Raw genomic sequence first — 22016 nt, forward strand, 5'->3', positions numbered from 1 at the left:
TCATCCAGTTTGTATTTGCACCTTGTTATGTATTCAAACGTTAGAGACCATCTCCTTAGTGGAGATGGTCTCTATGTGTGTGTATGTGTGTTGCTTAAAACTATATTCCCAACGCGGCCAGCAATTTGTAAATCATGGCAGCTGCTTCGCCTCTCGTCGTTGTTTGGCCCGCACGGAAAGTGCCATCCTCGTAACCATTCAGGATGCCCGCGGATAGAGCCCTATCGATCGATGGTTTCGCCCAGAACGGAATGTCCGAAGCGTCTTTCAGGCTCAATGTTTTACTCGTCAAGCCCGCGGTACCGTTTCCGTAAATCTGCAAAGCTCTTGCCGTCATCACGGCTGCTTCCGCCCGCGTCACGGTGAGATCGCCTTTGAAGCTAATCGTGCCGGCTTCCTCGTAACCTTGAATCAGGCCCGCTTCCACTGCGGCCACGATGTGCGGCTTCACCCAAGATGGGATAACCGCTTCATCCGAAAAGTTCGTGTCGCGGGAAGCCACTTCAACACCTAATGCCGAAACCAGCATCTTAGTGAATTCGGACCTCGTCACGGTTGCGTCCGGTCGGAAGCTTCCATCAGGGTATCCGGCTGCGACATTCATCCCTGCGAGACGACGAACGTAGCTTGTTGCCCAATGATTCGCCATATCCTTCATCTCTGCTGGTTCATGGGAGAAGACAGCGAACTTTGTGAAGTGATCGACATTCACCCTAATCGTTCCGTCTTCATTTACGGTTCCGCCGATGAATATCCAACGCTTCTGGCTTTCGTGATAATAGTAGACTGCCGGTTGGCTCCCTGGCTTCAATTGCTTGGCTTCGTAGACGAATGAAAGCTCAAGCGGCTTTGAAAACCGATCGCCCGTCGTACTGGATAATTCGAAAATTTGACTGACCGATTGAAGATCGCCATTCGCGGGAATCTGGTCTGGTGCGACGACCGCGATATGGATCGTCCCCTTCGATGACACGGCGCCAGCAGGAATTTGAATCTTTACTCCGCCTTCCAGCTCCAACTGTTTGCTTTCTTCCGGGCTCACATCCGTTTGCTGTTCCTTGCTCCCGGAAGATGGGGGCGCAGTACTTTCTCCGACAGGGGTTTCCTCCGCTTGGTTGCCTTCGTCGACAGGCTCCTCTGTTCCGGAAGAATCCTCTTCCTCCTCGACCGTCACCTTGCGTACCGCTTCCACAGCAGCGTTCCCTGCTTGGTCGATGACATTGTATCGCAGCGTATAGGTACTTGCTGTGCTGGTATTCACTTCGCCTGTGACAATAATCTCGCCTACTGGACCGATATTATCTGTTGCCGTTGCGCCTTGATCGCGATAAGTACTGCCGAATGGTACGGTCACGTTGGACTGTCCATTTAACGTGATGACCGGCGCCGTCTTATCAATGCTGATGGTCAACGTTGCGGTCTCCGTTTTATTACCGGCTCCATCATCAGCGTGATAGCGAAGCTCATTGAGGCCTTCAGCGGAAATCGTTATCGGCTCGCTATACGCTTGCCATGTGTCTCCCGCATCTAGGCTGTAGAACATGTTGGCACGTTCCGAGCCTTCGCCTTCCGGACGCAAAGTAACCTGTACATCCGAAACGTACCATCTGTTGCTACCGGATTCACCGGTAACCTCCGCTTTCACGGCCAAGGAAGCACCGCCGTTGTCGCTAGTGGAGAGTTGTCCCGATACGTCGAAGCTGGTAAAGGCGTTGTAAGTCGCCTGAATCCCATCTGAATAAAGGCCAGCCTGTGCGGGTCTATTTTCGAAAGGATCCTCTGCATCAAAGATTAGATTGTTGTTCACCCAGACATAGATTTTCCCCTTTGACCGAACCACCTTATAGAAGTTTTGCGCGCTAATCTCTTCCCGAAGGGCGAAGGAGAACGGGCGATTCAAATCTGAAGGCACGCTCAGTCGAAGTTGACTAGTTTTTACAGGATCCGTAAAGTCGGCGATATGATACGCGCCTTTTCCCTTTTCTTGATACGCAAATGGTACCGAGTTCCAACCGTCCTTCTGACTGTCGAACTTGAAATTTGCCGATGTTGAATCGGGCAGCTCAAAGTTCTTGTTCATGTATGGGAACAAGCCATTGAACCACAAAATTTTTGCCGATGAAATTTCCGCTTCTGCACGCAGATCGTACACATACTCACGCTGGCCGTTCTCTGCGTAGTTGCTGTGCCCATAGATCGTATCTCTCGCTGTGGGAGCGACGGCCATGACCTCCTCCTGACCATCCACGACCTTGCGCAACTCGAATTCGTTCGTGGCATAGTTCGTACTTGCCGTCACGTAGTTTTGGTCGTCGACATACTCCAGCATGACGCCCGCTTTCCCACTGTCTGGCAAGGCTCCCGAATTTACATTGACCGAAAGTTCATGGCCGAGCGTCCGATCACCCTTGACCGTGATCGCTTCCCCGGCAGCAGGGGACTGCAAGCCTTTCTCCGAAACCGACCATGATTCATCCCAACCGTTGATGTACGTACCGTATTCGCTCCAACCAGTCGTTACGGTTACGTTATCCATCCGAACGTTCGCCTTGTTGCTGATCAAGCCGATTCGCCCAGGAGCAGCCATTGCCTCCTGCTCAAACACCGGCCGATCGTCGTTAAGCGTGTAATGATCCAATTCCGCAAACAATTTGGACCCGTTCTTGTACACTCTGAGCGTATGATATTGCTCTGCAAAGTCTTTAACACGCGAGTCATTTTCCATGAACGCGAACTTCGAAGGTAAATCTGTGATCGCACTTTCCGAAACACCGTCTATGCGAGAATCGACGATAAGTTTCCGGTCATTGCGATCGATCAACACATTCACATAGTTGTTCTCATCCTGATGCCAGGCAACAATACCGGCTTGCCCCTCATCTCCAAAATCGTTGTCATTGAATCGAAGATTAGCCTCTACAAACACATTTTCCGCTTCGTATCCGTTCAGCAGCACTTGTTTCGAATCGCCAGGCGCATTCACATATAACGCCTCGCTATCGATCGATACGCCAGTCTCCGGCATTTCGTAATGCTGCAAGCTGTCTTCCGAATCGAACCTGTCTTGGAACGTTGGTGTCCAAGCCTCCGGATGAATGCCTTCCGAATCATAGGAGGTTGGTCCATCAACGACCATCTCTTGATCCCAGAAGTAGACACGATCCTTCCCTTGCCCTTCATCACTGTTCCAAAAAGCTTTATAGGTAACCCAATCCTCAAAACCATTCGGCCCCTTAATCATATTCGGTTGCGATGGTCCGATAATGTCGGGTTCCACAGGATGCCCGTTCGTATCATACAGACCAAAATCTAGATGGTAGTAATTCAAAGATGCCCCGCCATTTTTACTGATCTCTACGGCGATCACATTCTCGCCGGGCTGAAGCATATCAGCGGGAACTTCAACCATTTTATAGGCTCGCTGCTGACCACCGAATGTGTAGAATGGCTTGCCGTTTACATACAACTTGCCATACCCTTCCAGACGGTAGCGAAGGACCGTGGTCTCAGGTACTACATCCAGATGGAAGGAGCGTTTTGCCCACATGGAGTCTTGACCGCTCGGGTGTGCCCAAATCTCGGATGGCGCTGTTTTCCCGTTGTTATAAATAGTTGGGATTTTCCCCGTTCTCGTATCCGGCCAGCCGAAGCCGCCCTCTCCAGTCGTCCAACCGTTCATATCTGAGCCAACCGTGTTCCAGCCTACCTGAGGCGCATTAAAGGTATATTGATATGGCTGGCTGCCATGCTCGGCCGTCGGCAGGATGACGTTGTATTTCAGGAGCAGCCCCTCAATATTGCGTGCCAGCAGCTTACCTGGATATTTGGAAGCATTCGTTATTTTATCGTAGCTATCGGCTTGCGCTACCCCGGTCTCATACAGTCCTGTTTCCGGGAACATTTGATTTCCGACATACAGCATGTAATACTCGCCATTATGGTAAAATAACTCCGGTCCTTCGAAATTCACGAAGTTCACATTAGCCCAGTGGCCCTTCTGTGTATGAACCGTTTCGATCGCTTTGCTTCGGCCCGGATTGCCCTTCTCATTAAAGAAGGATTGCACGTCCCAGAGCCATGCACCGGCATTCGCCGGCTTTGCTGCCCCGGTATTAGGGTCTACCTCGTCCGGATTTACCTTGCGCAGTAAGATTAAATCTCCGTTGTGCGCAACGAATAATTGTGGGTCAATCCCATCATCATATTTCTTATCCTTGAGGGCATACTCGAAATTCGGCGACGTATTCATCTTGCTAGGGTCCCCGTAGATCAGTGAGGTACCATTGTAGATATAGAACATCACCCCGTTATGGAAGAACAAATCGGATGCGCCTAATTCGTTGTGATCGGATGGAGTCACCGCCTGCGGCATCGTACTCGGGTCATTCGAAATTAACCGATACGGGCTTTCCCAGTGAATCATATCCTTCGAGCGATACACCTTCCCCAAAGTTCCGGTTCCCATCGCATAATAGTAACCGTTATACTTCTCAATCGTTCCATCATAGAGGGTAGCCTTCTTGCCAAGGTCGGACCCCGAACCGACTCTGAACAGGTTATCTACTTTCTCAATGGCGGAAGGGATTACAGTAATTTCGCTGCTCGCCGACAAGCCTCCGTCCTCCGCTGTTCCCGTGATGAACGCTCTGCCCAGTCCGACAGCTGTCACCCAGCCGTTCATATCAACCGTTGCCACAGAAGCATCGGAGGTTGACCAGGATACATTCCGATTCGTGGCGTTCTTAGGCCAGATGACGGCTGACAACAAATGCGTCCCCCCCACCGATAACTCAACTTTCGAATGATTCGGAGAGATCGTCAAGACCGAGATCCCCTTAACTGTCATAACCGCAGAAGCCGTATAAGCGCCATCTACTGTCGTTACGATAATCGTCGCTGTACCTGGCTGAAGTGCCGTAACGACACCCGCTTCGTTAACCGATGCGATAGTTGGGTTGTCAGAAGACCAATTCACCCTCTGGTTCGTTGCATTCGTCGGTGTGACTGTCGATGTTAAGGCCTGTGTCGTTCCTATCAGAATTTCTGCTGCCGCAGGTGTAAGACCGACCCCCGCTACCGGAATATTCTCAACGGTTACGCTACTCTGCGCCGAGTATTTCCCATCGACCGTCGTCACGGTGATTGTCGCTGTACCTACCGATACCCCTTGCACAGATGCCTTCAGACTGCCCTTCGACATCACCTTCGCAATGGATTCATTGCTGGAAGTCCTGATTACATCCTGAATCGTCGCATGCCTCGGGAAAACTGTTGCAGTCAGAACCTGCGTAAGGCCGGCCCCAACCGTGACCGCTGCCCGATCCAGACTGACGCTTTGCGGGTGGACGGCACCTAAGATAGGCTCGACAGCGGCATTGTACAATCGTACATCATCGATAACCCCGTTATAATAGGCCCCGGTTGCCGGTCCTTCGAAAGCGTCAACGGCGAATCTCGCACCGAGCGCCCCTTCGTTAGCGGCTGCGGCAACTTTATCGAAAGACGTCGTGGTTTCTTTCGCCAATTGTCCGTCTAGGAATAACTTAAAGGATTTGTTGCCAAATGCGACAGCTACGTGATGCCATTGGTCTGCACCAGTCAGCGCTGTGGAAAGAATGACGCGATCAATAGCAGGTTTGTTATTCACAATCGCTGCCTCGAGCTTCCCTCCGTTAATTTGAATAGCCAATCCTGCCCCATTGCCTCCGCGCTCGAACAATACCTGTCTGGTGTTCAAATCTGTCGGCTTGAACCACATCGCAGCGGTGAATGCGGAAAACTCATCCCTCAAGAAGGACATTGTATTTGTATTGAGTTGAATGGTGCTTGTCGATCCATTGAAAGAGAAGGCTCCCCCGTCAACACCACCATCCGGCAGCCAAGATCCGATAGCGCTTACAGAATGATGCCCATTACCTGTGGAATCCTCTGCAACTTGCTTGCCGTTATAACTGTATGGCGCATCCAGCTTGTACCAGGCGTCCAATCCCTCGAAGGGCATGGAAATCCGTGCAGGAAGTACGGTTACAACGCTTGCAGCCGTATAATTTCCATCCTCCGTTGTCACGGTAACGGTTGCACTGCCCGCTTTTTTGCCTTCAATAGCTGCTTGTGTTGAACCGTAAACGGCAACCGTCACGACAGATTCATCGCTGGAAGTCCAGGTGATATTTCGATTCGTCGCGAATGACGGCTGGGGAGAAGCGCCCAGATACACCGATTCGCCAACCGTCGTGGTCAACTGCGCCTTATTCAAGCTTACACCGGTCACTTCGATCGATGGTGTAACCGCTTTGTCGTACAAACGTACATTATCGATCATCCCATTGAACCAACCCCCAGTCTGGTTATCCCCACCGAATGCATAGACCGCGAATTTTGCACCGATGGCCGCTTCGTTAAGCGCCGTGTTCACTTTTGTAAATGGCACGGTCTTAGTGGCCGCTACCTTCCCATCCAGGTACAGTGTGAACACGCCATTATTGAATGTAACCATCACATGATGCCAAGAGGCAGTATCCGTAAAATCGACCGATACAATACCCCTCACGTCGGCGCTCGCAACTGCGGCTTCTAGCCTGTTCGCATTCAATTGCAACGCCATACCCGACGCATTGCCTCCACGTTCGTACAGTACCTGCAGCTTTTGCGTATCGTTGGCTTTAAACCATAACGAAGCGGAATGCTCAGTGAAGGCATCTTTCAGGTACGATCCTGCTGGCGTCGACCCCAAATTCAGCTGAATCAGATCGGATACGCCGTTAAACGATAGAGCTCCTCCGTGTACACCGCCATCCTCGACCCAAGTGCCGTTTGCAGTGATGGAATGATGGCCTTGTCCGGAGGAATCCTCTGCCACGTTCTTGCCGTTAAGATCATAAGGTGTATCCAGTTTGTACCAAGCCAGCAATCCTGGCTCCTCGCTTTTCTCCAAAGCATAAGCTTTGCCACTCGGAATAGCACTGCACATGAGCGCTACGATGAGGATAAATGCGAATAACTGCTGTAAGTTCTTGCTCAATTTTTCCCCTCCCTAAAATGTTGGTATCGCCCCAAATAAGAAAGCGCTTTCCAATGCGCTTTTTCATTATATTTTATGATTTTTCCTGGTAGGCTCCAATAATATGACATTTCACTCCAAAATTTTGACTTTTTCACATCATCCGTATATAAAGATAAAACCACTCCAATGGAGTGGCTTGTTTATTCATACTAGCTAATTAGTTCTCTTCAGTTTTGCGAGAGTAACATTAATTTTTTCATCCATTTCATTGCCTTGATTCTTCCCATAGACATAAAATATAAGCACATTATTGATAACGAACGCTTTATGTTTTACAAAATCAACGGGTCTATGATAAAAATCTTCAAGACCTTTCATCCGTTCTTTCTCTGAATTAAATATATAAAAGTAAATTACGCCATCAGACAACTGGTAAAAGCTCGGAGTTACCTCGTTTATGCCTTGCTGGAATATGTTCTCTTCATTTCCATCTGCTTTATGGAGTTGCATCCCCTCATCCTGAAAAGCTGCAATTACTTGCTCAAGGGTCAATGCTTTGGTTGTAGTAATACACCCAGTAATTATAATTAGAAAAAGAATAATCATTATATGAATTCGCATCTTACCTCCCTATAGAACCACTCCGGCTTTTATTATATTTTCCATATATGTCTTGAATATTTCCTATATTTCTCATTTTACCAATACCTCGACTTGTTGAACAATAAGCAAAAGAGGCTACCCCAAAGGAGCAGCCCCATAACCCTTTACTATGAATTCAAAATTTCATCCGCATACCGCTGGCCAAGCAGCCTTTGGCTTGATGCGTTAAAGTCTGCGCTTTTTGTCGGCAGCAGTTGGCCCGCAACGAAAGGTACGGAAGGACTAACTGATCCTATTTCTCCGAAAAAGAATAGACCGATTTGGCTGAAAAGGTTTGCGTAAACGATCCCCCTACAAGTGTCACATCGGTCATGTTGGTAAGGTTATCGGTAGCACTGGTTTTAAGCTTGGAGGCTGCAGTAGCGGATGTACTGAACCCACTCACGGTAGCCGTGATATCCGACGATGAGGTGTTGATGACGACGAGCTGCGCTTTGCTGGTTGAGTTGATTTTCGTCGCCACGACCAATAAAGACGGGTTGCTGGATACCGTTTGAATACGAACATAGCCAGGCCTCATTACTCGACTGAAATTGCCCATCGCATACAAAACCTTACTCGTTTCGTACGTGCCTCCGCTCGTGTCCAGATTAATCAACTGTTGTGCCAGGCTCTCATTGCTGCCAACACTCCACCAATACAAGAACCCTTTGGCCGCATTCGAGCCGCCGGTGGTCAGTGCACGATGAATACGGACTGCGAGATCAATCGCTTGTTGGTTATCGTAGGTCGTGTTGCCAGGATCCCAAAGATTATTCGTCTCGTCCTTAAAATTATATTCCGACATTAATTTTGGCTTTGTTTCAGCATAAAGCGTGCTATTGTCATTGCCATAATTATGATAGGCCACATAGTCCACGAGGCTTTTGTTCGTTGGCATATTGTTCAGAAAATTCATCGCGACATTCTCCGATGTGGCCTCAGGAGACGTTAGCTTGACCTGCGACCTAATCCCTTTGCTGGTTAGAGCGCTGTCAACCTCACCAATGACACTGTCCATTTCTGCGTTAAAGTACCGTGCAGTTGCCCATAGGGGATTCTCATAATCCGGTTCATTTTGAACGCTTAACCATTTAATGTTGTATCCAAAATCTCCCCGATATTTCTGGACCCATCTCGCCACATAGTTCGCATAATCCGCATAGCGGGCAGAAAGCAAATGGCCGCCTTTTACAGTAGCTGTGTCTTTCATCCACGAAGGAGGGCTCCATGGAACGGCATAGAACTGCATAGCACTGTAGCGCGACAACGCCTGGTCTGCAAACCACCGTTGGTGAGAATCCGTGGTCCAGTCCTCTGTACAATTGTTCCATCCGCAATAGGAAATCTCAATGCCTGATGAATCTTCACTTAGCTTGTAAGGATTGATTTCCCAACGAATCATCGTAAGTCCAGCATTAGAGCCGCTATTGAGAAAAAGTTTATCTAGAATGGCGCTTTGATTCGCCGTGCTCATAGTGTGCTGCAAGTCGTACACGGGCTTATTCGCCGCCGCTCCAAAACCATCAATCGCCTGGTATGTCGTCCCTTTCGTAAGGGTAATCGTATCGGCTGCTGCGGCAATCGGGATACTGAGCGGTAAGCACGTGAAGCCTATCATAACAGTAAAAAGCATCATCACTACTTTGATCGAAAAGCTCGAACGATTCATGTTCAATTGATTACCACTCCTCACCTATAGCGTACTCCCTCGGCCGCGCGTACCGCTGAAGACAACGTAATTGTAAGCGGATTCAAATGTAGTCGTCTATAGTCATATCACGACTTTCATCAGAAACAGGCCGTAACCACGACGCTTATGTCGGATTACAGCCTGTCTATTTCATTTATTTCATGTCCAGCTTATTCGATAACGAAACCGGCAAGCTTTCATTCAGAAGATCCCATGAACTAACCACGAATGCATGCACGTGATAGCTCAGATTATCAGGGTCCGCTACATCAAAGTGTCCAACTACACGATTCCCGGTGCCAATATCGTTTTCCATTGCGACATAAGAAACAGGTGTTGTGCCTTTGAGCAGTTGGAAAAAGACAACTTCCGTACCCGCATGATCAGTTGCATTTGGTGTACGGCTAACAAGTACACTCGCACTAAGCCCATTACTTCTGTTCAATTGACCTTCTATGGAAAATGGTACTGGCGTTTCAACTGGCGGCACGACAACGACGTCATCTGTCAATTCGGTCACAAGAAAATCGTCGATTCTAGCTGCTTGGTTGGCGACTCGGATACCCGCCTTCCCTTGTGTTAATGCAGGCGGATTCACGGAAAACAAGGCGCCATTATCGATTTCATCGAAAATGAGGTTGTCATCGACATAGCCCTTAAGATGACTGCCATCCACGACCAGCCTCAATTGATACCAATTCCCGACGATGTAAGGATAAGGAATTTTTTTGCTATCCAGCTCCTTCAGACTGCCATTCACCATGCGGCCCAAGGACACATAGCCCGTACTGCCGCCCGCTAAGCCATTGGTGCCATTGTGAATACGCAGCATATAGAAGTTCTTCGCATCATCAGAAGCCCGCGCAATCACGCCTGGCAGTGACGTCCCGACTTGCGCTTTGACTCTTGCCCGCACATCGTAATTCGTCCATGCGCTTTGGCCCACGGTAAAGGCCATACTCGTCGTTGTATATTTCTCAACCACCTTACCTTGATCTTCATCCACGACTCGCAAATGCGAGGAGGCACCATTCGGTGTTGCCCCATTGTTCCACCCTGTAGAAGGATCGGAATTGAAGCTGCCATTTTCAAAATTTTCTTGATAAAGCACCGCTCCGGTCGGAGCCTCTGCATTCGCTACCAAATGCAGCGTATATACCGTAGTTGTGCCGGCCTCCGAGGTAACCGTCACCTTCGCAGTACCTGTTCCATTTACCATAACGCCATCTGAGATCTGCGCTGTTGACACATTGCTCGCTGTCGGTACAGCCTCAACGACTTTGACATAATTCGTTCTGGAAGGTACGTGAATCGTATATTCCGTTTGCCCTGGGATGAGTGCAATACTCATGGCTGGCAGCTTCTGACCTGGAGATGTCAATGGATCAGTGACAACGGACAGCCTCAAGCTGCTTAGCGTCGCATCAGAGCTGGCTTGCTTAAGCCTAAGCGAATAATAATTCGCGCCATTCCCTTCACTGGATAAGGCAGCAATCGTGTAGGTTTTCTCTTGTCCTACCGCATCAAACGTCACTTGCCCTGAAGCTGGCGAAACGGAGATGCTGCCAGTCCCATAGGCTGAGCCAGTAACCGTCACCGTGCTCGTCGAAGAAGGCACAAGTACCGTGTAGCTGTTGATTTTAGGATCAAAGCCATTGATCGTCACGCCATCTACTTGGATACTGCCAAGCAACGGTACGATCGGATATACCCTCACATCATCAAAGCTCGCTAAAGCATCATGACTGCGCAATCCGAATTTACCACTCGTACGGCTTGTATCCGTCGTTTCAATGACAAGAACACCATCGACATACCCTTTAATTGTCGTACCGATCGTTTCCAGATTGAGCTTATACCATTTCGACGAGTCAATCGGTGTTGATAAATCAATCGTCGCAAGAACCGTCGTCGTTCCGCTGATTCTTTTTTCCAGAATAGCTTGATTCGTCGTACTCGTTCTCATTAATTTAAAATAATACTGACTATTATACGTGCTCGCTCTAGCCAGCAACCCCATCTGCACATTACCTGTGTAACTGCTATTCGTCACCTTTACACGCGCTTCCACCCCGTAGTCCTTTAAGTCATCCCCAAGGATAGCAAAGCTAGGCGTTGTGCCATACGTATTTACCGGAATTGCGTAAGTGTTGTTCGTCACGCTGTCGGTTGCGAATGTCCACGGTGTGGAGGCGCTGCTATACCCTGTCATCGTCCAAGCGGAAGTATCCCGATCCGCGACGGATTCGAAGCCATTTTTGTACATCCCATCTGCAAATACTTTTACTTCATTGATCGATAGCGGGCCATCGTACGTAGAGCCTGTTACCGTTAGCTTGACATAACGCGCTTTCCCGGTGAACCACGCCAGACTATTTCCCAAAGGCGGCACGTAGGCGGGGTTCGAGCTAAATGTCATATCCGATGCTAGTGTAAAATTGACACCATCCAAACTAGTCTCGATTTTATAGGTGTACCCTCTAGAAGCACTACTCGTCCAATCGATGCCCATCCCCGCAAGCTGGTAAGACTTCCCTAGATCGACGGTTACCGTTTGCGGATACGTGTTGGTGGCGGCGACCGCTGCCGTTGTCTCATAGCCATCAACCAGGTTGGCCCCGCCCGTCATGCCGGGAGATAGGGTTACCGTTTTACCTGCGGACACGATATTCTTAATGCTCGGATCCACGGCTTCCAGCTCGATGAGCATGACCGCGTTTTTCTCTAGCGTTTGGCTTAGCACGATTGTGTCAGTGAGATTGACGATCCCTTCATCAACCATTTGCAGGTCATCTATTTTGTTATACGCATGATTACTGTGGGACTCATCAACAAGCATTTTTTTGTACCGCACACTTTTCCCTTGGAAGCCCGCAGGTAAATTCTTCACGCTAATATCCACATTGGCGGATGCTGTGCCGTCACCTTGCTTGTTCCAAACCATCATCGTAGCCTTGGTATCGTTATTCTTCGTGGCTAACATCCGTGTCCCATAGATGTCCGTACTTCCGCCGCTAGCTTTAACGCGCGTATCCCCCAACTGAGCAAACATGCGCATTGTGTTGAAATAAGGTGTGAAAAAGGTATGACCGAGCACCTCGTAATATTTCAGCTTATCACTCGTTCCGATGAGTTGAAACGTATTGATATCCGTGTTCCCCCATTTAATATCAACTCTCGCGATAGCTGGTGCATTGGAGCCTAAATCAAACTTCAACCACGTCCAATAGTCGGATTGCGTAAATTGTGTGGCATCGTCATTGTCTGTTACAGCAGCAATGCTAGGATCATTTAGCGCATTCGGTATCGGGATTAGATTATTGCTGCTGTCAAAGAAACGAATCTCTTTGATCTTCATCGGCTTCGAGGTCGAAGCGGATTCACGCCAACCGCGTAAGTTCAAATACTGCAAGGATCTAGGATCGCTATTGGTAAAAGATTGCCAATTCATCGTATCCCCGTTGCTTAACGCATAGTCGACATCGAATTGGTTTTTGAAATAGGCGTTAAGCGTGTGCACTGCGACCCAGTTCATCGGGATGTCAGTGCCTCCACGCGCATAGAAGTAGGCCGAATCCGTCATGAACGCCGCTTGCTTGGCGAGGCCGACATTGTTCGTCGCATCGCTTAAGCCTCCACCGCCCTTCCAACCGTACTCACTCACGATCGTGGTCGCATTCGGATAAAACTGATGCAGGTAGCCCTTCATCTGAATTTCCTGTGTCTCATTCATCCGCACATCCTCTTGATAGCGGTGCCAAGAAACGAAATCCACTTGATACCCATTGGCATAAGCAATATCAACAAACTGCTTCTGCTTGTCAAAGTTATATCCGGATAACACCGGTCCTCCAACCTTAACGGAATGGCCCGTGAGTCCTTGTGTATTGACCCATTTCACAGCTTCCGACATGCCTTGATACATGCGCATATAACCGGGAATGTCATCCTTCGTATGCCCGTAAAATGCTGGCTCTAGGTTAGGTTCGTTGCCGACCTCGATGTACTCAAGTTCTGGATTCTTTTCCTTCAACGTATAAATAATTTTCTTCATGGCCTTGTCAAATTCCGGCCAATTCATCGTCGTTTCGCCCGCGATCAAACGGTTCTTCTCCGGATTCGCATCGCCGCCATAGGAATACGCCAGGGAGATGAGGAGGGAATCAGAAAATTGTGACATGAAATCATACGTTTCTTTGCGTGCGCTCAGCAAATCTGGATTCGTCGCATTTCGTGCATCGTCGATGGAGTAGGCCAAATAATCACTGTTCGCACTATCTTTATTGTAATACCAGTTGATTTTGACAAAATCCCTTACGACCTTCGTCTTAATCCCTTTCAATTCATCCACGACATGAACAGGCAAAGGGGTGTAATTCGTATTATTAAATTGCTCCGTTCTTACGAGCGGCCCTTCGGAGACCGCATAGTCCGCCTCCATGTTTACACTCGCTGCATGGACAGATTGCGGGGCAAAACTAATGGCAACTGAACTGAGCATGAGGGCTGCGGTCAGCGCAGCACAATGCTTTTTAAATAATCCCATCCTTACCTACCTCCCGATAAATGATAAATCCGGTACAGCATAACGGCTGCTTCCGCTCTGCTCGTACTAGCCAACGGTAACAGCAAGCCATCGCTGCCTTCGATGATCCCTTGCTGAATCAGTGCTTTGATGCTCTCTGAAGCATAGCCCGCTACATCAGCTGCGTCCTTGAATGCGGCCAAATTCATACCAGATCCGGCAGACTTCAGCTTACCCGCGATGGTCAGTGCTCTCGCTGTAAACGTCATCATTTCCTGTCTGGAAATGGTTTGGTTCGGCTTGAACTGGTTATCGCCAAAGCCATGGGTAATGCCAAGCGTTCTTGCCGTCTGAATCGCATCGTGATAGTAATCACTGGCGTTAACATCTGCGAAGCTTTCCCCAGCTGGCGCTGTCATTCCTAATGTCCGCATGAGAAGCAGGACAAAATCAGCCCGTTTGATCGAGGCCGCTGGAGAAAAATCCTGCTCCGAAGTTCCTGCTATGATTCCTTTGGCTGCGAGGGCCTCTATCTGCTTCTGAGCCCATGGAAATTTGGCGATATCTCCAAACGTCTTCGTCACGTAGACGACGGCATATTGGCTAAAATGTGTGGTGGTAAACGTCACTAGCCCAGTGCCCGCGTCGTATTTGCCACTTGTCACAGGTACGGGCTTTCCACTCTCATCAAGATACCAAACCGTGATGTTATCCGGGTGATTCCGCTCCGTTACCGTAGGTTGGTACGGGATCGATACGTTGACAGGCGCTTGGACATTAGTCCAAGGCACAGGTTTACCATCAAGCTTCACATGAACGTCCACGATGGGCCGATTGCCAATTGCTTCCCTCACTTGCCCCGAGAAGCTATCTGCTTGGATATGACGCAATGTGATAGACACATTTGCTTTCCCTGCCATTTCCTCTGTCGTAAACATGTTGCTAGGCAAAGTTATCGTACCGAACTCGGTTTGAAGCGTCAGCTGTCGGACCCTGCCTCCTGCGGTTAGTGCAGCCGCCGGAAGGGTCGTCTCATAGGCTAGCGCACCATCTACTTTCTGCACGTTCAGCGTCAGTTTGGACGAAGCAGCGCCCTGCACGTTGGCGAAGGCCTTGTCTAGCGCTTCGAGTGTCACAGCCGCTTTCGCCACGCCAGCTGCGTCAGGTCTACTCACAGCTTGAAGCTTCAGCTCACCGATGCCGTCAGGCCTCACGGCAGGAAGCTCAGGCTTTGTCGTGGTATCTGTTACAGGATCTGTTCCTAGATCTGTACCTGGGTCCGTTCCCGGATCTGTTCCTGGGTCTGTACCTGGATCTGTTCCTGGGTCTGTACCTGGATCTGTTCCCGGATCCGTCCCTGGATCTGGATCACCGCCCCCACTTGCAATGACTAAGAACGTTGCCACACTCACATCGCTTCCAGAACCAACCTTCACCGTATAACCCCCCAGTGGTGCATTCGTCGGCAATGTTACCGTCATTCCCGCGAGCAGCTCCGCCTTCGTCAGTTGGTCCATTTCCAACATCGTTTGATTCGGTCGCATAATCTGAACGAGGACTTCCTGCAAGCTCGTTATTCCTTGAATCGTCAACGATTCGCCCTGCTTTTTCTGTCCGATCGCAGCAAGGCTCGTTGAGGGCTCAGCTGCATCGACAATGCTTCCCGTGAAGAGCAATACGAAGAGCAATAGCATACTTGTTAATCGTTTTATTAACACCAAATTACCTCCTGTTCCCATCAAAATAGTTGGATATATAATAAGGAAGCGCTTTCCAAATCGTGATGAAGGTGGACTTTAGGTCAGCAGACTACCTGTTCCTAAAGTCCTTTCCATTACTTCTCTGGTTTACCCCGATACTGTCCAGGGGTTATGCCTTCCATTTTGCGGAAATAGCGAATGAAATTCGCCGGATTGTTGTATTTGAGCTTCTCGGCGATATCCGTGACCGTCATATTCGTCTCACGCAGCCAACGTTTGGCAATATCGAGACGGTATTGAGCCAAGTACTCGGCAAAGTTAATCCCCGTCTCCTGACGGAACACCCGACTGATGTACTGTGGGTGATAATTAATGCGTGCAGCGCATTTTTCCAACGTTAAATCCGTATCAAACGCTTCCTCAATTAGTCGCTTCACCTCATCCGAAATCGTGCGGAACTGCGTATCTCTCCGCTCTTCCAGCAAGCCGATGCTAGGCTCCACAATTTGCTCATAGAACCAAGCTTCAATCTCGCGGGCAGCATGAAGGTGCAGCAGTTCATCGAACAAGGAACGCTCCTTCTGATTCAGCGCATATAACGAGATGCCGGAATCTTGTAACAGACGGATCAAATCGACCAACAGACGCACGAGTGAAAGCTGATAATCATTGTGGTTATCGACGGATTTGGAGGCATTCTCAATGAATGTCGCTAACGACTCATGTGCACGCGTCTTATCTGACGACTGAATCGCATCTATTAACTGCGCTGCAGCTTCCTTCGGATATTGACTCTCCTTGCCTTTCTTAGGCTGCACGTCCTCAATGAACAATGCCGCCTCCCTCCCAAGCTGTACGCGGTATTTCAGCGCTACTACGCATTCCGCGTAGCCTTGCTCCGCATCCATCCAATGCGTGAAGCTCCGGCTAATGCCTACGCTCGCTTCTACGGATAAGTAACCTTTCACCGCTTCTTGAATCGCTACGGCCATATCGAACACTTTATTCTTGAAGGCTTCTTCAGAACCTGTCTGCGTCCCAGCAATCAATAGCACCGCATCTTGAAAAACGATTGGAGCTAGTCGCTCTTGACTTGGCACTAGTTCCGAAACAATATTGCTGATAGCGAAGAGCAGTAAATCACGGTCCTTCTCATCAAACCGACTTTCCGCTAAATCATCGATTTGGAAGAGCAGCACGCGCATTTTATCCCATTCCAAGGTATAGCCATAATACTGGAGTCGCTCTTGAATCTCGGATGACTTCGCCTCGCCCGTGAGCATTTTACGAACAAGCAGCTCCGTCATATGCTCCTGTTGGCCTTCTAACTGAAATTGCATACGCGATTGATTGGACAAAAGCGATTGTATGCCTTCGCTGATAACGCCTAATTCGTCCTTCGCCTCACGGGAAGTTTTGGCATCTGCAAGGGAGCGATAAATGCTCCTTACAGGCCTATACACGCTGCGTGTACCAAGTACCGCGATGATTACAGACGTACATAAAGCGATGACACTGACCCATAAGGACGTCCATGCAATGCTTTTGGCCCGCTTCGTCATCTCGCTGATTGGGAGCACAGATACGTAAGTCCAACCATTGTAGGCTGATTTACGATAAGAAATAGACATGTCCTCGTCTTGCACTTTGGACTTGAACAGTCCTGTTGGCTCGCTAGATTCCGCAATGTGCCGAATGAACACCTCTTGCGACATATCCTGACCGATCAACGTTCGATCCCGATGAGCAACGAGCTTGTTCATTTCATCCACGATGTACATTTGCCCCATGTTGTCGTCTTCTAAATCGATCAGGTTGTTCGTTTCCTTCCCTGACAACAGAACCGCCATCATCCCCTGAGGCTTCAGGGAGTTGATCGGCCACTTTTTCACATTCATAATCGTATAGTTATTGCTCACGACCAATGATTCCGCATCATAGCGCTCGGATAAGTCCATGCTGACCCACTTGGAGCCAGGTTGCATCGTAGCGAACTCACGCAACAGATCCTTCATTTTCACATGACTATATTCGTTAAAACCTGAATTGTTAATTAACCAGTCATTCTCCAGGCTATACAGGAAGACGTCCTTGATCCCAAGCTCGAAGGTCTGTATCCCCAGAAGGTTATCATAGAGATCGTTGATAAGCTCCGCATCCGTGATGGTAAGCCGCTTGCCAATCGCGCTCGCCATCAGGGGGGTATTCAGCAATTGCGACGCCGTGTAATCGATAGTCTTCAAGGTTTGCTCGACGCGCAGCTGCGTTTGACGCAAGATTTGTGCGTTGCTTTCGTTTACCTTTTCCAGAACGGTATGAGAGGAATACGTATAGGAGTACCACCCCAAAATAAGAACTGGAAAAGCCCCCACAACGAGCGTCAGCACGATTAATTTGCGTAAGTAAGTATGTGTCTTCATGCCCCGGTTGTCTCCTTCAGCAGGCTAGTCTCGGTTACTGCCAATTCCTCTAGTATAACAAATAGGATCTGTGTCATGGGGAAAACCACAGACCCTGACAGCGGGGCACAAGACTTTTATTATTTCTTGGCTGATTTGTTATATTCGGCTGTGTACTCTTCGATTACCTTGCTGCCGCCATTTTGCTTCCATTGTTCCACTACTTTGTTCCAGCCGTTCTCATCAATCGCGCCCATAATAAATTTCGTTCTCGCGTCCTCGATCAATTTATCCAGTTCCTTGCCTTTTTCGCTAGCCGTGTCCGAAATAAAAGCATTTACCGGATTCTCAATCGCGATTTTCGCATTTTCTTTCCATACATTGTCCCGTTGGTGAACAAGCTCAGGACCGAAGGTTGTCACTTGATCTCTCAATACAGCAAGCTGAGAAGAATCGCCCATCCCGTATTCTACGAGTAATTTAGGATCTGCTGTTTTCTTGTATTCCCCGTTTTCAACCGTGTATTGACGGCCTTCAATTCCGTTATAGAGCATATTCTGCATGTCTTTATCGGATAATTTATCGAAATAGTTCAAAATCGCTTTCAGTTCAGTTTCTGTTTTTACAGATGTTTTGGGAATCATGAAAATCCCATAGGATCCTGTTCCAGCAATACTGCGAAGTCCCTTCGGCCCTTCCAATGCACCAATTATTGTGACTTTAGCTTTCGGATCTACCTTCTTCGCTTGTTCTTCAATTCCGTTCGCATCATTCAAGTTAGCAACCCAAGCTCCAGCTGTTCCTTTGTTCATCACTTGGCGACCGTCTTTGACTACAGCGAAATCGAGATTGATCAGCTTCTCATCGTACAGCTTTTTGTAGAACTTCATCGTTTCCAAATACGCCGGTGACAGGTGCGCTGGGCTCATCTTGCCATCTTTCAATTCCCAGTCTGCTGGTCCACCATGCCAAGCCAACATGTCTCTCCAACCCGCTGGCGTTTGCTGCTCGACGAGTCCGACCGTATCATTTTTACCATTTTTATCTGGATCATTATTCGTAAAAGCTTTCAGCACATTGTAAAAATCATCAATCGTCTTCGGTACCTGTAGGCCCAGATTGTCTAACCAATCCTTACGCAGGGTAATCCCGTCTCTTGCCAAATCGCGCTCTCGATAAATCCCGTACACTTTCCCATCGATAGAAATCGCGTTCAAGGCAATCGGGTTCATGCGGCCCAAGTTTTTGTAATCCTTCAAGTAAGGACCGAGCTCCCAGAACATGCCTGAGCGGACGGAATTCACGATGAAAGGTACCTTCTGATTCAAAACGGTAATTACACTCGGCAGCTCACCTGAAGCCACCGTTGCACTCAATTTATCCGAATAGGTCGCAGATGGCACCCAATTCAATTTCAGTTCTGTGTTCGTCACGCTTTGAATTTTCTTGAAAATCTCACCATCAGTTGCCATCGGCTCCGGATTGAAGCTCGGCATCATGATCGACATTTTATAAGGAGCTGTGGGCTTCGCGGCTTCCGTTGTTGCACCGGATGGCTTCGCGCTTGCATCGGTACTTACCGCTTCCTTACTTCCTCCGCCACAACCTGCAGCAACCCCAGCAGTCAGTGTTAGAAGAGAAGCTAATGCGATGGACTTACTCATTTTCGGATGTAACCTTTTTTTCATGATAAACGTCCTCCCTTTTTATATGATACATCTATCGAGAAACTGTGGAAACAGTTTACCCTTTAACAGAACCCAGCAACACGCCTTTGGCGAAATGTTTTTGCAAAAACGGATACACAATGAGGATTGGCAATGTGGAAATAACGATAACAGCCATCTTCACACTTTGCTCAGGCGGTTGTACGAAATCAGCTGCGAGTGAAGTCGAATCCCCCAGCCCGCCGCCATCTGACATGATGACAATCTGTCTGAGCAGCACCTGAATCGGCCATTTCGTGGAATCATTAATATAGAGCACGGCACTGAAAAAAGTGTTCCAATGGCCCACCGCGTAGAACAGTGAGAAGGTGGCAATGGCCGGCAGGGAAAGCGGAATGACAATGCGGAACAAAATTCCCGGATCGGAGCAGCCATCGATCTTGGCAGATTCCTCTAAGCCATCGGGCAGCTGCTGAAAGAAATTCCGCATAATGATAAGATTGAATGCGCTAATCGCGCCTGGAATCAACAAAGACCAATACGTATCAATCAGGCCCAGCTGCTTAATCACCAGAAACGTAGGAATCATACCGCCGCTAAACAACATGGTGAAAATGACAGCGATCTGAATCGGTTTGCGGTAATCCAAATCCTTCCGCGCCAGCGGGTAGGCCATCAAACACGTCATTATGATATTAATGAGCGTACCTGCAATCGTGATGAAAATTGTGACGCCCATGCTGCGCATCAACGTACCGGTGGAGAAGATGTACTCATAGGCACTCATCGAAAATTCCGTCGGGAACAGGATAAAGCCTCTCTGCAGTAATTCTTTTTGGGTCGCAAACGATCCCGCAACGATATAAATAAAAGGGATCAATGTCACTAATGCAAACACCGTTAACAATGTGATATTGACCGTATCAAACAGTCTACTGCCAAACGAACGATCTTTTACCATGGGATAACCTCCGTTCCATTGTCTTACACGACACCTTCCTCGCCCATTCGCTTGGCGATAAAGTTCGAAGCTGCCACAAGCACCAGTCCAACAATTGATTTGAACAATCCTACAGCCGTGCTATAGCTATACTGTCCTTCCGAAATCCCTGTCGAATACACATACGTGTCGAACACTTCGCCTACCTCGCGATTCATCGCATTCAGCATGAGCCAAATTTGTTCAAATCCGGTGTCCAGGAAATGTCCAAGCCGCAGGATGAGCAGAATCACAATCGTGGAGCGAATAGCCGGAAACGTCACATGCATCATTTGTTGCATGCGGTTCGCACCATCGATGCGAGCAGCTTCATATTGCTGGGGGTCCACACCCGACAACGCAGCTAGGAAAATGATCGTCCCCCAGCCTGTTTCCTTCCAGATCACCTCTGCTGTGATGAACGTTCGGAACCAATCCGCGCTGAGCAAGAAGTTAATCTTTTCACCACCAAGTGACTTAATCCCCTCATTCACCAGTCCCCCTTCGGTTGTGAAGAACAAGTAGACAATGGATACGATGACGACCCAGGACATGAAATGTGGGATGTACACCACGGTTTGAATCGTTCTTTTGAACAGCTCAATGCGAAGTTCATTCAGCATCAGCGCGATAATAATGGGTAATGGGAAAAAGAAAACAATATTATAGATCGCTAATATGAACGTGTTGCTGAGCAGCCGCCAGAACAGCGGGTCTCCAAAGAAACGATCAAAGTGCTTCATCCCCACCCATTCGCTGCCCCAGAAGCCGAGAAACGGCTGGTAATTCTTGAAAGCGATAAGAACGCCGTACATAGGTACGTACTTAAAAATGAGAAAATATAAGATGCCAGGGAGCAGCATCAGATACAGCCATCGGTTACGCAGCAAGCGTTTCACATGTTGCTTACGATGTATCCCTCTCGCGGATGTCGCGGACGCCTTGCTCGCGGCTAGGGCTGATTCCGTGTGCATAACTGCACTTCCTTTCCTATCAGACTGAAGTGGTGATGTTCATGTTCGAACACGTCAATTGCTACCTCTGCATCATAGGGAACACGCGCCATTGCCGTCCATAGTCATTCCTGCACGTGTTTCATGCGAACGTGCAAAGCCTGTCATACCAAGGGTTTTCGCCGCATGGTAGTCATCATCAAACACCGTATAGTCATTGTTATACTCGTGATGAGGGGAAGAAGAAAAGACGAGGAGAAGCCCTATCCGCTCGGCGATGGGCAGGTGGATTGAGCTTTATTTCAAACAAGGTATTTTATTTAAAATAGTACCTTGACAATCATAGTACTATGCCTTATTATAATAAATGTGAGGTGATGATATGAGCGAGAACAAAATTACATCCGACCTGCTCCGCGGACATACCGATACGATGATACTACGGCTCTTATCCG

Annotated in this window: 9 protein-coding genes and 1 pseudogene; 1 reads left to right on the plus strand and 9 read right to left on the minus strand. The window is 48.6% G+C overall.

What is annotated here, in order from left to right:
- Positions 1-100: 100 nt before the first annotated feature.
- From ASL11_RS17625 to ASL11_RS17665, 9 genes are all read right to left on the minus strand, one after another.
- On the minus strand, positions 101-7021 hold the full coding sequence (locus ASL11_RS17625; protein ID WP_056617358.1) for an Ig-like domain-containing protein: 6921 nt from the start codon (positions 7019-7021) through the stop codon (positions 101-103).
- A gap of 195 nt (positions 7022-7216) precedes the next feature.
- On the minus strand, positions 7217-7624 hold the full coding sequence (locus ASL11_RS17630) for a hypothetical protein (protein ID WP_056617361.1): 408 nt from the start codon (positions 7622-7624) through the stop codon (positions 7217-7219).
- A gap of 274 nt (positions 7625-7898) precedes the next feature.
- A complete protein-coding gene (locus ASL11_RS17635; RefSeq protein WP_235550503.1) occupies positions 7899-9317 on the minus strand; it encodes a glycoside hydrolase family 30 in 1419 nt (472 codons plus the stop codon).
- A 175-nt stretch (positions 9318-9492) separates the two neighbouring features.
- Positions 9493-13884, minus strand: a complete 4392-nt coding sequence (locus ASL11_RS17640; RefSeq protein WP_056617367.1) for a family 16 glycoside hydrolase — start codon at positions 13882-13884, stop codon at positions 9493-9495.
- Positions 13885-13886: 2 nt separating this feature from the next.
- On the minus strand, positions 13887-15581 hold the full coding sequence (locus ASL11_RS17645) for an S-layer homology domain-containing protein (RefSeq protein ID WP_056617370.1): 1695 nt from the start codon (positions 15579-15581) through the stop codon (positions 13887-13889).
- A 116-nt stretch (positions 15582-15697) separates the two neighbouring features.
- On the minus strand, positions 15698-17983 hold the full coding sequence (locus ASL11_RS17650) for a helix-turn-helix domain-containing protein (protein WP_056617373.1): 2286 nt from the start codon (positions 17981-17983) through the stop codon (positions 15698-15700).
- Between the two features lie 119 nt (positions 17984-18102).
- Positions 18103-19650 (minus strand): extracellular solute-binding protein, encoded by a 1548-nt coding sequence (locus ASL11_RS17655; RefSeq protein ID WP_056617376.1) that lies wholly within the window; start codon positions 19648-19650, stop codon positions 18103-18105.
- A 55-nt stretch (positions 19651-19705) separates the two neighbouring features.
- Entirely contained in the window at positions 19706-20590 is an 885-nt protein-coding gene (locus ASL11_RS17660; RefSeq protein WP_056617380.1) for a carbohydrate ABC transporter permease, read from the minus strand.
- Positions 20591-20613: 23 nt separating this feature from the next.
- Positions 20614-21582, minus strand: a complete 969-nt coding sequence (locus ASL11_RS17665) for an ABC transporter permease (protein WP_056617383.1) — start codon at positions 21580-21582, stop codon at positions 20614-20616.
- 361 nt (positions 21583-21943) lie between these two features.
- Between ASL11_RS17665 and ASL11_RS38000 the strand changes: the two are divergent.
- Positions 21944-22016: pseudogene (locus ASL11_RS38000) on the plus strand (PadR family transcriptional regulator); the annotation flags it as partial.

The sequence above is a fragment of the Paenibacillus sp. Soil750 genome, from assembly GCF_001428045.1.
GTDB lineage: Bacteria > Bacillota > Bacilli > Paenibacillales > NBRC-103111 > Paenibacillus_E > Paenibacillus_E allorhizoplanae.